15 protein-coding genes are annotated in these 14,631 nt (G+C 44.9%); 6 read left to right on the forward strand and 9 right to left on the reverse strand.

Going from position 1 to position 14,631, the window contains the following annotated elements; translation table 11 throughout:
• Window positions 1–92: 92 nt before the first annotated feature.
• The 4 genes from MHB56_RS09130 (at window position 93) to MHB56_RS09145 (ending at window position 3,868) form a co-directional block, all read left to right on the forward strand.
• The gene (locus tag MHB56_RS09130) at window positions 93–1,304 is read left to right on the forward strand and encodes a sugar efflux transporter (RefSeq protein WP_052097297.1); all 1,212 of its coding nucleotides are present in this window, start codon (window positions 93–95) and stop codon (window positions 1,302–1,304) included.
• 87 nt (window positions 1,305–1,391) lie between these two features.
• Window positions 1,392–1,940 (forward strand): hypothetical protein, encoded by a 549-nt coding sequence (locus MHB56_RS09135; RefSeq protein ID WP_076218769.1) that lies wholly within the window; start codon window positions 1,392–1,394, stop codon window positions 1,938–1,940.
• Between the two features lie 238 nt (window positions 1,941–2,178).
• Window positions 2,179–2,712, forward strand: a complete 534-nt coding sequence (locus MHB56_RS09140; RefSeq protein ID WP_076279971.1) for an RNA polymerase sigma factor — start codon at window positions 2,179–2,181, stop codon at window positions 2,710–2,712.
• Window positions 2,699–3,868, forward strand: coding sequence for a DUF4179 domain-containing protein (locus MHB56_RS09145; RefSeq protein WP_076279972.1), 1,170 nt, complete (start codon window positions 2,699–2,701; stop codon window positions 3,866–3,868). The genes MHB56_RS09140 and MHB56_RS09145 overlap by 14 nt, the downstream gene beginning before the upstream one ends.
• Before the next feature lie 98 nt (window positions 3,869–3,966).
• On the opposite strand, the gene MHB56_RS09150 is transcribed toward MHB56_RS09145, so the two are convergent.
• Window positions 3,967–4,119: a hypothetical protein gene (locus tag MHB56_RS09150; protein ID WP_175619009.1), complete on the reverse strand. Its 153-nt coding sequence runs from the start codon at window positions 4,117–4,119 to the stop codon at window positions 3,967–3,969.
• Between the two features lie 116 nt (window positions 4,120–4,235).
• Here MHB56_RS09150 and MHB56_RS29840 point away from each other — a divergent pair, with 116 nt between their 5' ends.
• A complete protein-coding gene (locus tag MHB56_RS29840) occupies window positions 4,236–4,427 on the forward strand; it encodes a transposase (protein WP_076194580.1) in 192 nt (63 codons plus the stop codon).
• A gap of 263 nt (window positions 4,428–4,690) precedes the next feature.
• On the opposite strand, the gene MHB56_RS09155 is transcribed toward MHB56_RS29840, so the two are convergent.
• The 8 genes from MHB56_RS09155 to MHB56_RS09190 all read right to left on the reverse strand — a co-directional run bounded on the left by MHB56_RS09155 (window position 4,691) and on the right by MHB56_RS09190 (window position 13,280).
• Complete coding sequence (locus MHB56_RS09155; protein WP_076194578.1) at window positions 4,691–5,155, reverse strand: phage tail protein; 465 nt, start codon at window positions 5,153–5,155, stop codon at window positions 4,691–4,693.
• 92 nt (window positions 5,156–5,247) lie between these two features.
• On the reverse strand, window positions 5,248–6,147 hold the full coding sequence (locus tag MHB56_RS09160; RefSeq protein ID WP_076219520.1) for a hypothetical protein: 900 nt from the start codon (window positions 6,145–6,147) through the stop codon (window positions 5,248–5,250).
• A 622-nt stretch (window positions 6,148–6,769) separates the two neighbouring features.
• Window positions 6,770–7,186: a hypothetical protein gene (locus MHB56_RS09165; protein ID WP_081390604.1), complete on the reverse strand. Its 417-nt coding sequence runs from the start codon at window positions 7,184–7,186 to the stop codon at window positions 6,770–6,772.
• Window positions 7,187–7,218: 32 nt separating this feature from the next.
• Window positions 7,219–8,958, reverse strand: coding sequence for an ABC transporter ATP-binding protein (locus MHB56_RS09170; RefSeq protein ID WP_076186415.1), 1,740 nt, complete (start codon window positions 8,956–8,958; stop codon window positions 7,219–7,221).
• The gene (locus MHB56_RS09175; protein ID WP_076186435.1) at window positions 8,955–10,736 is read right to left on the reverse strand and encodes an ABC transporter ATP-binding protein; all 1,782 of its coding nucleotides are present in this window, start codon (window positions 10,734–10,736) and stop codon (window positions 8,955–8,957) included. The genes MHB56_RS09170 and MHB56_RS09175 overlap by 4 nt, the downstream gene beginning before the upstream one ends.
• 171 nt (window positions 10,737–10,907) lie before the next feature.
• Window positions 10,908–11,927 (reverse strand): helix-turn-helix transcriptional regulator, encoded by a 1,020-nt coding sequence (locus tag MHB56_RS09180; RefSeq protein WP_179086330.1) that lies wholly within the window; start codon window positions 11,925–11,927, stop codon window positions 10,908–10,910.
• A gap of 200 nt (window positions 11,928–12,127) precedes the next feature.
• The gene (locus MHB56_RS09185) at window positions 12,128–12,889 is read right to left on the reverse strand and encodes a SagB/ThcOx family dehydrogenase (RefSeq protein ID WP_341143504.1); all 762 of its coding nucleotides are present in this window, start codon (window positions 12,887–12,889) and stop codon (window positions 12,128–12,130) included.
• Window positions 12,890–13,055: 166 nt separating this feature from the next.
• Window positions 13,056–13,280 (reverse strand): helix-turn-helix domain-containing protein, encoded by a 225-nt coding sequence (locus MHB56_RS09190; protein ID WP_019908812.1) that lies wholly within the window; start codon window positions 13,278–13,280, stop codon window positions 13,056–13,058.
• A gap of 215 nt (window positions 13,281–13,495) precedes the next feature.
• Between MHB56_RS09190 and MHB56_RS09195 the strand changes: the two genes are divergently transcribed.
• On the forward strand, window positions 13,496–13,663 hold the full coding sequence (locus MHB56_RS09195; protein ID WP_169744806.1) for a hypothetical protein: 168 nt from the start codon (window positions 13,496–13,498) through the stop codon (window positions 13,661–13,663).
• The last annotated feature ends 968 nt before the right edge of the window (window positions 13,664–14,631 follow it).

Here is a 14,631-nt window from a genome sequence, read left to right on the forward strand (position 1 = left end):
AAAAAACAAGCATACAAAAAGCCGTTGGAATTCATTTCAACGGCTTTTTTTTATGAAATATCTAAACAAATATAGAGGAGTACTTTCACAACATGTTCAAACGACTAACTGCACTATTTTCGATTCCCTCTTATGGCTTACTCTTTTTATGTATGTTACTGCAGGGGATGGGGATTTCACTCAGCGCACCCTTTTTATCCATTTATTTTACGGAGCAGCTTGGAGTATCTGTCGGGCTGTTTGGTGTTTTTCTGGCCACCACGTTAATTGCCGGGATATGGATCAGTACACTAATCGGAAGACGCTCTGACCTCGGCTTAAATCGAAGAAACATTTACCTTGTCTCCACGCTCTGTAATGCTCTGGCTTATAGCGGATACTTGCTCATTGGGGATTTTACGATCTTATTCATCTACATGATTGTGTTCACCGCCCTCGGTGCACCAGGGATGCCTCAATTGTTCGCCATAGCTAGAGAAGCAGTGAATAAGAGCGATTTTACGGATACTGCATTTGCAAATTCTACCTTGCGTTCTGCTTTCTCTCTCGGCTTTATTACAGGTCCTTTAATCGGTACTCTGCTAATTGCTGCTGTTGGGTTTAAGGGGATTTTCTCGGGCACCATCGGAGTATTCCTGCTGGTTGCCTTACTTATCTCGCTATTCCTGAAATCAAATACAGAAGTGAAAAGCAGTACTGCAGAAGTAAAAGTAAAAAGTTTCCGGTTGGGTCAGAACCGTAATGTTCTGCTTCCTTTTCTGATTATGATACTAATGTATGTAGCCCACTGGACGAGTAGCATCAATACTGCCCTTTTTATTACCAACAATCTAGGGGGAACAACAAGCGATGTTGGTTTAGTCAGCAGTATTTGTGCTGCGCTGGAAATTCCTTTTATGATCATGCTGGGACTACTTAGTGCGAAATACAGTAACCGAATCCTGATGATGTGCGGAGCCATTTTCGGAGGAGCTTATTATCTCGTTGTCATTACTTCAGGCGCGATGTGGCAAATGCTTGCAGCCCAAATTTTGCTTGCCTTTTTTGTTGCCGTTATTTCAGCGATTGGCATTAGCTACATTCAGGATCTGCTTCCAAACATGCCTGGGTATGCATCCACACTCTACTCTAATTCATCCACGATCGGCAGACTGATTGGCAGTCTTGTTGGCGGGTTATTAGCTAGTGTTGTTGGGTACCGGTATTCATTTGTACTCTGTTTCATACTCGTCATTATTTCTACAATCATGCTTGCGGTAAGCGGACGTTACTCTGTAGATGATCCACAAAAGCTAGCGATTTAATCCACTTTTTCGGGCTTCATTCAGCCCTTGAAACTTCTCCATATTTTCTCGCGACTAACTAACATATCTTTAAAAAGGTGGGGTTAGATGTTAAAAACTATTGCAAGAATGCTCATGTTGATGTCTTTAATCTTTCTGGCAGCATGTGCAGGGGATGTTAAACCCATCGAGGAGCCGAACACAGGAGCAAATACGCCAACCCAAAGTCCAGCGATGAATACGCAGAAGCCGCAAAACACAGAACCCAAGCAGCCAAATGAAACCAGCTTTAAAGCAGAATTGTCGATAAATCTGAAATCATATTCAGATCAATTGACAGAGTATGATCTCCCCGCACTTGAAGTGCTGGAAAAAAACCTAACTGCTTTGGTTGAGCATGACCACACACTTTTCCAATCCGGGTTCGTAAACAAAAAACTAGCAGATGCTATGGAACCTTATTATGACGAACAATATCAGTACAAATTCACAGACATCGAAAGCATCGATTCCATGTTACCCAACGAACATCAGGTAAATATAACGGTGACCGGACAACGCTTGGATATGGCCGCAAAGACCGTTGAAAATGTAAAAATGCTATACGCTATTCGGCCAAACGATCAAGGGGAATGGGTCATTTATATCATTGATTGATTGACTGATTGATTGACTAACTGACTGACTAGCTTTTGAAAATCGTCGTCCGATTCCTGACAGGGAATTTGAACGGCGATTTTTTTGTGAAAAAAAACCAATTTCTCCCCTTGCTAGCATTGCGAGATGCGGAGAATGGAATCATGTTTGTGGTAACCTTCTAGCTACCTACCCGATCTAATATTTAAGTAACGTTACGAACATCCTAAGACTTCTAGTCAAGAAAGCAGGTAAATCTTTGCATATAGATCCTATTGTCGTCAAAGCCAAAGCTGGAGACCCTGAAGCATTCGTGCAGTTGATGCAGGAGATAGAGTTACCTTTATACAGAACTGCAAGGTCCATCGTCAACAAAGAAGAAGATTGTGCAGATGCCCTGCAGGAGACGATGCTTAAAGCCTTTAAGAACATCCATACACTCAGAGAGCCCGCTTTTTTCAAAACGTGGATCTTCCGGATTCTGATTAATGAATGCAATAAAATGCTCAAAAACAACTCAAGATCCCTCCCTTATGGAGAGCTTCCCGAAATCCCTTCCACTTCCAAGGATTATGAGAAAATCGAATTATGGGATGCCGTTCAACATCTTGAGGAGAACCTCCGGATTGTCATTCACCTTCATTACCTACAGGACATGCCGATCCGTCAAATTTCCGACATTCTCGAAATTTCTACGGTTGCCGTGAAGACCCGGCTGCATCGCGCCCGCAAAAAGCTAAAGCATTCATCTCAATTCAATCAAGAAATGGAGTTGCGACATGGTAAACACTAAGTTAGAAGAACAGTTAAAGAACTGCCAAAGCCTACTTCCCGCTCAGTTATCGGATATTGCCCGCTCCAAACTGAATGAGACTTACCAAATCATCAGGGAGACCGATAATTCCACTTCCCCCATTCAGAGAAAGATGGATGCATCAAGAACTTTTAATAAGTGGTTGATTTCCACTGCAGCCGCTGCAATTCTTGGAGTTACAGTCCTTGCTTCCGGCTTTGTATCGCCCGCAATGGCTGGTGCACTCAAGCAAATTCCGGTTTTGGGACAAATCTATTCATTATGGGGCGAAAAAAACTTAGATCCCGGTGTTCAACAAGCCGGGGATTTCATCACAAACGTAAACCAAAGCGTGACCCATAGCGAGGTGACCATGAATATCCCAACGTTGTTATTTGACGGAACCCGAATTCTTATGAACCTAACCACTCCTGGAAACCGTTTGGCTTCGGAGCCCAATTCGCCGCCTTCAGATGCCAATAAAGGCGCGGTGGATAAGTTTGAGGTTCTCTATAAAGGTCAACCTCTGCTCTGGAGTTACGAACACATGGATGGTGAGACTGCTTCCAGCATAATGGTTCAGGTTTTGAACACTTATTATGATCCGAGCACAACAACACAGACTGTCCAGTTCCCTGATCAGTTTGACTTGACTGTAAATGTAACGTTAAAGGGTTACGATGTCCCGTTCGAATTCGTTCTGCCTGTTACCAAATCAACGCCTGTTACCGCACTAACTTCAGAGGAGACCAAGCATCACGATAACATTAACTTGCAGATCAGTAAGGTAGAAATCACCCCAATCACAACGCAGGTATCCATTGAGTACAAAACCAAACCGGGCCAGAGCGTAGAAGAAATGCTCGCTTCTATCCCTTCGAAATATAAGGGTGCTAACGGGGGCGTCATCGCTCTTCAATTTGACATTGTGGATGAACGTGGCGTTCAACTGAAGCCCATCGGTGCTCACCCCTTAAGCGAATCTTATAATGTTCGTTTTGAACCCTTCAAGACTATACCGAATACCGTAACCATCAAACCGTACTTAGTCGTTTCCGAAGGTCAAGCCCCAGCTGGGACTAAAGGACTGTGGGAAGACAACAATATGGTCAAGGAATATATCCCTGAGCTGGAGACTGTACTTTCGGTCCAATAGTTCATTTGTAAAAGGGTATGCAAAACTACAAAAGACGAAGCCATAATAGGCTTCGTCTTTATATTTAGATGGCTTCAGGTAGGTTGAATCCAATAAGGTTATTTTGATGAAGCCAGCTTCGATAATTTGTCGGCAATATCTTCGGCTTGTAACAAGGAGGAGTATGAATCTGCTGCAAAATATTTTTCCATATCAATCTCAATCATTCGATTGTTTTTGACCGCATCCAACATCTTCCATGTTGCTGGCAACTTAGGCGGTTCTTTGTCCTTTACGGTAAGGACAATAACGTAGTCACTGAAGCTAGAATAAAAAGTGGACAGTAGTTAACAGACTGGCGATAATGAGTCCACGGAGGTGTGTTCACATGGGAGAACATCGACAACGGTATAACGAAGAATTTAAAAAACAGACAGTGCAGTTCATTCAAGAGCAAACAAAGACAGTGGGCGACTTGGCGGAAGAGCTTAACATCCCAAAAAGTACCCTGCATCAATGGAGTATATGTTGCTGTTTACTCTGTCTACGTATCACATGTTGGCGAATATCCACCAGTTGAACCGTACATTCCACCGTTTCAGCCACTTCAGCTCTTTTCTACGGGATTTATACCGTACATTCTACCGTTTCAGCTATCCATGCAAAATAATTATGAAGTACGCTCGCAACTCCAGTTTTCGTTGCCCTATATAATAAATTCGGCCTCTTGAATGAGAGTCCATTCCCATAGATAACCTACGCAAATTATCTATATCGGCAAGATTTAGGGCCATCCTTTTACAGGATGGCCCTCTCATTGATTAAGTTGCAATTTTGCTAACCTTAATACTCTCCTTTAATTACAAAAAACGAACCCCGAATTGTTCCGGCTAGCTTGGACTTCTGCCTAGCAAACTTAAACTTCTCTTCTAGCTCCTTTGGGATCTCCATCCCCTCAGAAAGCTTAAAACCAACAGCCCGCTTCTTAGGGTCATCCACCGTATACATAACGTTCACCGCAAGACCATCCTCATAAAAGACATAAGCGAATTTAATATTTTCCACTTGAAAACGCGATGTTTCTAAAGGTTTGGCCGCAAACTCAATATCGCGTTCTTCTTTTAAAATTCGGTTCACATAATCAAGGGTCTCCTGACTTTCGCTGGCTCGTACAACCGTAAACTCATGTTTGTATTTGTTCATAAAGTAACGGGCCTCATTAGCACGCAGACCAGCAAGTGCATCTACTACAGGTGAAGATTCTAACCCAACCGTAGACACATTTTTAAAATCAACGATATAGGACATTTTCATCTCTCCTTTTCTCTCATTATTACCAAAAAAACTTATCGTTACTTAGGATACGGTTCGCGTATTGTCTGTAACGGCAAGTTTCTGTGTTAACTGCTGTGCTCTTTTTCTATTAAAGTGACCATCTCACGCTTCCACTTTTCTCGCTCCTCTGGCGGGATCGGCTCCCCTTTGTCATACAGAAATCTAATCATATAGAACCCATCCTTCGTAAGCAGGCTGGTAACAAGTTCATGTTCTAATACATTATTGTTCATCAACTGCGTCTCCACTATAGAGCTATTAACAGTCTGATGCAGTACTTGAGCGGTCAACAAGGTCTCTTGGGAGATATAATCCGCTGTATGCTTCTCTACAGAAGATGCCTCTATCTTATCAAAATAATTAATCGTGAACGTATGCGAAGGTTCGTACCGATGGTATTCTCCTAACGGATAATATCCGATAAATTGACTGTTACTGTAGATATGGAAGGTTGCAGGTACATAGCTATCAAGCTGAAAATACGGGATGAATCGCGCAATGCCTGAATTGATCTCTTCTCCAGGAGGAATGACCGCATCCACACCACTAAGGAAATCACCCTTCTTATCTACAAAAATCGTGCTATAAGGGCTGTACCTCGTAATCCAAATTGAACCATTCTCCTTCACAGCCTCAACGTAATAACTGATAATTTGATTTCTTTTTTCCTCACGTTCATCGGCGGGGTTGATACAGGTATGAATGTGCTTCCGAGTGTATGTAAAGACTGCTTTAGTGGCATCCATTGACAGCAATTCAAATTCGAGAATTTCAGATTTTATATTATAGATTTGAAATGTCATCATTAATTGAAAGTGATTTAAAAAGGACATTCCCCTTTTATCTGGATGAAATCTTTTGCTCAAACCTTCTTCATCCTTATCCATATAAGCCTGCTCCAAGCCTTCAACCAAGGCCTGTAGCTCCTCTTTTGTGATGCCTTTATTTTTTTTAAAGAAAAACATGTCTTCTCTCCCCTCATCATCAATCTACTTCCAATTACTTGCTCCTATTTATTATACGGGCATACCTGTGTACTTTTCTAGTTATGAAGAAACCATCCCTGACAAAGAAATGGTTTCTTTGAGTAGGTATACCTTTCGGTCATCCCTACATTTTTAAAATGTTCACGAACTAACCTAAATTGTTCTTCTACGCTCATGTTTGGTGTTCTTTCTATGGTTTTGATGCCCAGCTTAGTGCATTCTCTCTTCCGGGATAAACGGTAATATAAATTCAGGCATTATTCCTAAATCTATTAGGATTGGTTGGTCATCAGGTAACTTCAGCAAGTCAATAATAAGAATTCCATCATCTCTTCGACCACTTGAAATAACCATTGGCTAGAGATCATCCTGTAATGTTTGAAAACCTAATTCCTCTACAAACTTCTTGGTTTAATTGTTCTTTCAAATAATTATTATTTATCTTCATCCAACACACCCCATTTATATTTCAAAAAGCTTACTCTGACACATTGGTTGTGAGGGGTTGGCGGATTCTTATCTTTCTAGATAAAAAAAGCCTTCCCCACCCAAAAGGGTGAAGAAAGCTTAAATGTGTATCCCCAAAATATGGGCAGCTATATTAGGTTTTCGTACCCGAGGATGTCTTAGTCAATTGCTCCTCCAGCCACCTTATCGCCTCAGACTCTCCAGAGAAGGCGCCTCCGGGGCAGCCGTAGGTTCTTTTAGTGGACAACGCTGTAACTGGCTTGTAGACAGCAAGCAACTTTGCATTCTGCATTACGACCGCGATACCTGAACAATATTGGGCGATTTCCCGCTTGTTCATCTTGCACCAGTTCATATACAGCTGTGTGACCGCACGCTCTGGACGTGTGTTTTTCTCAGCAGAATGCACCATCAGCAGGCCGAAGGCAGATCGGCGCGCGAGCAGTTCTTCCCAATAAGCGATATATTCTTCTACTGTCTCCTGATCAAACGCCTCCCCCAAACTAAGGCTTATGATCGGCCAAGCGGATTCATCCTTTGTTATAGCCATACGTTTCCCTCCTAAAATGTGCCGAGCATTGCCTAAGATGTGATGCGGAATCCAACGGATTGCTGTTGCAGCTTCCAGAGCCGGTCGTACAGTCCGCCGCGCAACAGTAAGGCTTCATGTCGTCCCTGCTCGACCAGCCGACCGTCTTCCAGTACGATAATGTTGTCCGCACCGCGTATGGTTTTCAGCCGGTGGGCGATAACAATGACGGTTCTGCCCGTAATCAACGCATCAATTCCTTTCTGGATTTCGGCCTCATTCTGCGGGTCAAGCGATGCAGTAGCTTCATCCAACAGCACAATTGGAGCATTCTTGAGAATCGCACGGGCAATGGAAATTCGCTGCTTCTCCCCTCCGGAGAGCGTACTGCCGCCTTCGCCTACCGGCGTATCATAACCAAGCGGTAATTTCATGATGAAATCATGGCAGTGAGCCATTTGCGCTGCCTGCTGAATATCCCGACGCGACGCCCCCGGCCGCCCAAAAGCAATGTTGTTCCCGATGGTATCTTGGAACAGGTACACATCCTGAAACACCACCGATACGGATCCTAGCAGATGTTCTGGATCAATATCCTTGATGTTGCGCCCACCTAGCAGAACGCTCCCTTCTTCAGGATCATAGAAACGTGAGATCAGGCGCAGCACTGTACTCTTGCCGCTGCCTGAAGGGCCCACAATTGCAGTCAGTGAACCTTGCGGCATTTCCAGACTTAAATTTTTGAGAACAGGCTCTCCTCCATAGCTGAAGGTTACATTGTCAAACCGAATGGTGCTGCTTTTAGGAAGAGGACTCGTAGCACCTGTCATTACCGGCTGACGGAGCAGATCTACTATACGTTCACCCGCTTGTTCGTTGTAGCGGAATTCGGCATAATTGGCTAGCGCTGTAGTCAATGGATCATAAATACGTGTGCCGACAATAAGGAATACTGCCAACTGCAAAATACCGAGCTCCCCGCCTAATAATAGATGAACACCTACGTATACCATTAAGGTCAGTCCCGCACGAAGAAGAGCCATAGCGGTTAGAATAACCGGACCGAACATCCCCTCCAGCTTCACACTTTCCTTCATCAAAGTTTTAAAAGAGTTATCCAGACGGACAAATCGTTCTCCCGTCAGGTTATAGGCCTTCATCACCCGTATACCGTTCAAGTATTCTTGCAAGCGGTTCGCAGCGTTCAGCTTGGCCTTCATATGATCCGCTCCGAGTCTCCGCCGCAGCTTGCCCGATAGATACATGATCAGGAGAGCAACCGGCAGCGCTACGAACATAGAAAGCGCCATCCGCCAGTCCAGAAACAGTAAACCAGCAAGTGCAAATATCGGCAGTACAAAAGCTCCCGCAAGCTGTGGCAGCAGATGTGATATGCCCGTCTCAACGAGCGTGAAATCGCCCATCATCATATTGGCTAAATCCCCTGGGTCCCGGCGAGTCAGGTAACCCAGCGGAAGCTTCCGCAGATGTTCTGCTAATTCCGCACGTCCCTGTGCAGCAACATTGTATGCCCCGCGGTAAGCGGTGCGATAGGCGGGAATCTCACTCAGGAACATCAGCACCATGACGGCGACAAGCCCTGCGCAGATCCACCAAAGGCGTTCTGTCTGAAGTTCTGCGCCTACAGTAATATAAGGAGCAAAAATCAACCGCACCGCCTCAATTACAAGCGCGAACGGCAGCACACTAACTAGATTAGCCAACAAGGAAAAAAGCACAGGCTTCAGCAACTGCTGCGGTTTACCGGCAGTAATATTATGCAATACCTTCATAGCTGATCCCCTCCTTTTTCCATATGCCAATCTCCGGCGTCAGTGTAGGCATGCCACATTTTTGTGTAAAGCCCGTCCGCCTCAATCAAACCTGCGTGCTCTCCACGTTCCACGATTTCTCCATCCCGCAGCACCAGAATTTGTGCAGCTTCACGTATAGAGGAGAGTCGGTGAGCAATGACAATAACCGTCTTGCCGCGCATAAGCTCCGTAAGTGCTAACTGCATATGAAACTCATTTTCCGGGTCGGCAAAAGCGGTCGCTTCGTCGAGCACGAGCACTGGTGCATTTTTGAGAATAGCCCGAGCTACCGCAATGCGCTGCTCCTCACCACCCGAGAGATAGACACCGCCTTCACCAATTAACGTATCGTATCCCTGCGGCAGCCGAGTAATGAACTCGTCGCATTGTGCCGCTCTGGCTGCAGCCTGGACTTCCTCCAAAGTCGCTCCCGGTTTGCCGACAGCAATATTCTCATACAAAGTGTCATAGAACAGGAAGGTTTCTTGAAATACAAAAGCAACAGTATTCATTAATTCATGGATCGCCATATGGCGAATATCGACTCCACCGATACGGATCGCACCCACTTGCGGGTCCCAGAACCGCGGCACCAAGCTGGCCACCGTCGATTTTCCCGAACCTGACGGGCCTACCAGTGCTGTAACCTTCCCTTGTTCCGCACGGAATGAGACTTCGCTGAGCGCCGCTGCAGTCCCTGCATCTTCACTGTAGGAGAAAGTTACATCCACAAATTCAACATCAAAAGTATGCGGGGATAGCGGTTCTGCTATTTCCGGTACAGGCTGCTGTGCCAAGAGTCGGTCCATCCGCTCCACGCCTTCGCCAATATCCCGAGTGCTTGAAGCCAGCAGAAGTAGCTTGTAGAGCGGAGATGAAACGCCGGGTGCCATAATCAGAAAGAACAACAGCACAAGCGCAAAAGACATGGAATCCGGCCGACCGCTTAGCATGAAGACGCCCACCGGCAAAATAAAGGCAAATGGTGATGCCAGCAATGTTTTGAATAAGATATAACCTGTTTGATAACGGTCCGTATACTCCAGACAATAATCGCGGTAGCTGGTCATATCACTGTAGAACTTTCTGAAAGAATGCACTGTCTGCCCGAACACCTTAACCGCGGGCATCCCCCGTACATACTGCACCGCCGAAGTATTGATCTGCTCCAACGAATCATGATACTGCTTCACACTGGCCTTGCCTCTGCTGCTCATCATAAGCGCTGACTGCACACCTAATCCTATAATTATCGGCAGCAGGCAAGCTACCGCCAACGGCGGACTAAGCCAAAACATCGCCACGATCATCAGCACCGTAGAAGCCAGTACGCTGACTAAATCGGGAAGCTGATGCGCTACGAAATTTTCCACTTTGTCGACATTCTGCTCTAGCGTCTTCTTGACCACGCCAGTTGAAGTCCCGTTCAGGAAACCAAGCGGCAATCTGCCCAAATGCTCGGTCATTCGCACACGCAAATTATATTGAATACGAAAAGCCGCAATATGCGAGCACATAATACCACAGTACGAAGTCACCAGCCCTCCGATTAACCCTCCAAGTGCAATCCACCCCCAGCGGATCATATACGCACCGTCGACCTGTCCAGGCGATGAAGCATGGCGCAGCAGCTCTGCCAAAATGAAATAAACAGACAAAAACGGAATCAGCATTAATACAGCGCTGACAGATGACAATATTCCGGACAAGAGCAGCAAACCTCGCTTCTCTCCGGCGATCTCCAGCAGCCTTGGCATGCCGGTTTTGGTTTTACTCACAGCCGTTCCCCCACTCTTGGTAATTACACGCAAAAAAAGTGCACTGAGAATGATTCTCTGTGCACTAGTGTATAGGAACGTTGTTCACGATTGCTACCGTTTAAGGGATTATAATTAACCAAATCAGGAGCATCTGTGCAGGATACGGACTTACAACTTAATACCGAAGAGACGCTGCCTGCCGCTGATCAGATATTCTCCTGGACGCACACCGAACTTTTTGCGGAAGGCTGCCGAGAAATGACTCACATTACCGTATCCAACCCTTGAAGCTGCTTCACTTACAGTCATACTCCCTTGTTCCAGCAGCTGCTGCGCTCTCTGCATCCGTTGTTCGATAACGTAGGCATGCACGGTATAACCAAACATTTCCTTAAAGCCCTTTTTCAGCTTGAACTCATTGAGGCATATAATGCGAGAAAGGCCTGCAAGCGTCGGCGGGTGCAAATAATCACGCTGTAAAATCTCCTTAGCGAGCCGCAGGCTCTCCATATCCTCTCTGGACAGCTTGACCGAGCGTGGAATCCGGTCTGCTTCATATAAAGATTCATTGAGATAGACCGCCATAAGCTCCAGCATTTTGCCCTCCAGATAAAGTTCACGCATGCCATGGCTATAGGAACAATCCGCAATCTGCGATAGAATGAAGCGGATGGATGGTGTGATGTTATTTTTTCCAAAAAACAAACCCGCACCAGCTCCGATGCGAAGCCGTGTATCCTCAGTCAGACCACTGGTCATCCGCTCAAATTGTGCAGGGCTCATATCTATGCTGATGAATCGGTACCCCGCTCCACTCAGGTATGTGCAGTTTTCACTTCTTACTCCGCCATGAAACAGCGCAATTTCTCCTGTATCTATAACAAAATAGTCCGATTTCAGCGAGGTCCCCCACTCAATGCCATGCCCCATGCAGAATGCCAGCTCTGTACGCGGAGTGCTAAAATTGCCCTTCGCTTCGATATCCCGATTAAAACAGAGATTAAAATCTGTCATCTGGATATAACCATGGCTAAGCAGGCTGCGGCAACTGCCTTCCCCTATTTCGACTGGAGGTTTAATCTCAAAATGAGCCCCATCAAAACGATAATTATAATCTACCCCTTCACATGTAAGCGTCTTATGGGCATCAATCGTTTCTGCTTCTTTCAGTCCATTGCTTCGCTCCATGCACATCCCTGCTTCCTCTTACTTTGGGTTAATTATATATGTAATGAGAATGATTATCAATTAAACGTTACGATTCCCTCTTCGTTCAGACTGAGGAGTTGGGCAAATACACTGGATTATAATCAAAAAAACCTTCCCCACCCAGAAGGGTGAAAAAGGCTTATATGTCTCACTTCTGAAGCTGCATCTAGCCTTCATAGCTACTCTCGTTTCTTCCCAACTGCCCCAAGATAGATAACAAACTCTTCATCACCGTCTAATTCTAAAATCTCATCTATCAACTTTTGATCATAGATTCCAATTGCACAAGCACCTGCACCGATGGATTCGCTGGCTAAATAAAGGTTCTGGCAGACATGTCCAACATCGATGAGGATTTTTTTGTGAGCAGAAATATCATACTTCCATTCGGAGCGGTAGGGTGTGGTACTCCAGGCAAACAATACAGAAGCCTTTTTGGCAAAGTTAGGGACAAAGGGCTGATCCAAAGTAATAGCATCAATCTTTTGTTCAAGTTGATCTAATTCAAACATAAATAAGAGCTTATGTTCCACAGGCAGATATCTGTAGATCCCTTGCCCAATGCCCTCTACACGCATAATCATTAAATAGGTTTCAAAGGTGTGCGTCGCCCCACTGCAGGGTACAGTCCGCAGCGTAAGTCCGTTCTTACTCATGCCGCTAATCCCTTGGGTAGCCCATAATAAATAGGATAACTCCTCCAGACTCACAGTATCCTCAGAATAGAACCGTGTACTTCTTCTTTGATCTATACAATCAAAAATATTATCTTTACTCACAACGTCTTTGCTGACCTTAGGCAAATCAATAATTAGTGCATCTGAATCAAATGGCTTAACAATTGGCGGTTGTGCAATTCCCTTGATCTTATCTGTTTTGATATGTTTGAATTCATGAAAATTGGATTTCAGAAAATTTCTTTGTTGTTCATATCTGGTCATAACAGATCCTCCTGAACTACCTTAATAGCTCTAATTTATCATGTCATAAAAATCATACGGTGATCTAACTCACTCTTCAGTTGTTTTGGTGAGTAAACAAAAAACCTTCCTTTGCCCCGAAGGGCAAAAGAAGGCTTAAACGCGTCACTTCCGAAGACATGGCCAGCTATATTTTCAGCTCCCCAAGCTTGATCAGCTCGACAACCGCTTGTGAACGGCCTTTAACGTTTAGTTTTTGCATTACATTGGAAATGTGGTTTCGAACTGTTTTTTCGCTGATAAATAATAAGCCAGCGATATCACGAGTCGTTTTGTCCTGCACGAGAAGCTCAAAAACTTCGCGCTCACGATGAGTCAACAGAAATTTGCTGTGGTGTTCGTTCCCCTTCAATGGTGTCACCCCTCCTTGCCCTGGGTTTGTTTGGTATAACAAGGTAAAGGGATACAGTCAAAACATATTATGTATTGTTGATGTTAATGGTGCTGTCACAATTATAAAATGGGCTTAGTTCATTCAAATGCAAAAGTCTGAAATTTTCATGAATAAGAACATCTTTTTTCAGGGCAAACTACGGTTTGTTGTTCCTTATTAAAGGAGGTGTATGTATGAGCCATTCAAAAAACAATCAACCTACCAAAGCAGAAGTACAAACAACGAAATTAAACAAATTACCACTCGTAGGTAAATTCGAACCTGAATTTTCTGCAGAGGAAGCTGCAGAAGTGTTCGAAAACCAACCCTCTGCAGATCATGAATCCCATAATGAACGATAAAAAGCGGATGACGCCTTGATCTTATTCTTAAGCAGATCAAACCTTCAAAGAATGGAACTGTCGCATTAACAGCTTAATTAACTATAAATGAGACGGTTCGCTTCATTTAAAAATCGTAAACGACTTAGAACAGCGATTCGCCATTAATGGGAATCGCTGCTTTATGTTGTAGGCTGTTGGCTGCCCGCTCCAATAGTGTATTCACCAGCCCCAACTGAGGCTTTCGGACCCAGATGGCGTTATTAACAAATTTATCGCCTTTTGAGCGAAGTTTCGGACTCCAGTGACGCTATTCCTTAGAAACAGGCTCATATAGGGTACTTTTCAAACCAATAGCGACTATGCGGTCCGATAGCGACTCAAATATCGAATAATGCTGCATGTAGTGTCATCTGAGTCCTTTAGTTACTGCGTATGCGCAAAAGTTTGCTGGGGCGGTTACTGCTGCGTCGCGCAATGGTTCGCCGGGGCCGTTACTGCTGCGTGCGCGCAAAGGTTCGCTGGGGCTTTACTGCTGCATAAACACACTGGTTCGCTAGGTAGGTTACTGCTGCGTGCGCGTAATGGTTCGCCGGTTCGGCTGCCCGCTCCAATAGTGTATTCATCAGCCCCTACTGAGGCTTTCGGACCCAGATGGCGTTATTAACAAATTTATCGCCTTTTGAGCGAAGTTTCGGACTCCAGTGACGCTATTCCTTAGAAACAGGCTCATATAGGGTACTTTTCAAGCCAATAGCGACTATGCGGTCCGATAGCGACTCAAATATCAAATAATGCTGCATGTAGTGTCATCTGAGTCCTTTAGTTACTGCGTATGCGCAAAAGTTTGCTGGGGCGGTTACTACTGCGTGCACGCAATGGTTCGCCAGGTCGGCTACCCGCTTCAATAGTGTATTCATCAGCCCCTACTGAGGCTTTCGGACCCAGATGGCTTTATTAACAAATTTATCGCCTTTTGAGCGAAGTTT

The sequence above is a fragment of the Paenibacillus sp. FSL H8-0315 genome (assembly GCF_038005365.1).
GTDB lineage: Bacteria > Bacillota > Bacilli > Paenibacillales > Paenibacillaceae > Paenibacillus_AQ > Paenibacillus_AQ odorifer.

Coding starts and splice junctions, on each gene's coding strand:
- MHB56_RS09130 (WP_052097297.1), top strand. CDS start 93: ATGTTCAAACGACTAACTGCACTATTTTCGATTCCCTCTTATGGCTTA.
- MHB56_RS09135 (WP_076218769.1), top strand. CDS start 1,392: ATGTTAAAAACTATTGCAAGAATGCTCATGTTGATGTCTTTAATCTTT.
- MHB56_RS09165 (WP_081390604.1), bottom strand. CDS start 7,186: ATGGCTATAACAAAGGATGAATCCGCTTGGCCGATCATAAGCCTTAGT.
- MHB56_RS09145 (WP_076279972.1), top strand. CDS start 2,699: ATGGTAAACACTAAGTTAGAAGAACAGTTAAAGAACTGCCAAAGCCTA.
- MHB56_RS09175 (WP_076186435.1), bottom strand. CDS start 10,736: ATGCCAAGGCTGCTGGAGATCGCCGGAGAGAAGCGAGGTTTGCTGCTC.
- MHB56_RS29840 (WP_076194580.1), top strand. CDS start 4,236: ATGGGAGAACATCGACAACGGTATAACGAAGAATTTAAAAAACAGACA.
- MHB56_RS09185 (WP_341143504.1), bottom strand. CDS start 12,889: ATGACCAGATATGAACAACAAAGAAATTTTCTGAAATCCAATTTTCAT.
- MHB56_RS09180 (WP_179086330.1), bottom strand. CDS start 11,927: ATGGAGCGAAGCAATGGACTGAAAGAAGCAGAAACGATTGATGCCCAT.
- MHB56_RS09155 (WP_076194578.1), bottom strand. CDS start 5,155: ATGTCCTATATCGTTGATTTTAAAAATGTGTCTACGGTTGGGTTAGAA.
- MHB56_RS09195 (WP_169744806.1), top strand. CDS start 13,496: ATGAGCCATTCAAAAAACAATCAACCTACCAAAGCAGAAGTACAAACA.
- MHB56_RS09160 (WP_076219520.1), bottom strand. CDS start 6,147: ATGTTTTTCTTTAAAAAAAATAAAGGCATCACAAAAGAGGAGCTACAG.
- MHB56_RS09170 (WP_076186415.1), bottom strand. CDS start 8,958: ATGAAGGTATTGCATAATATTACTGCCGGTAAACCGCAGCAGTTGCTG.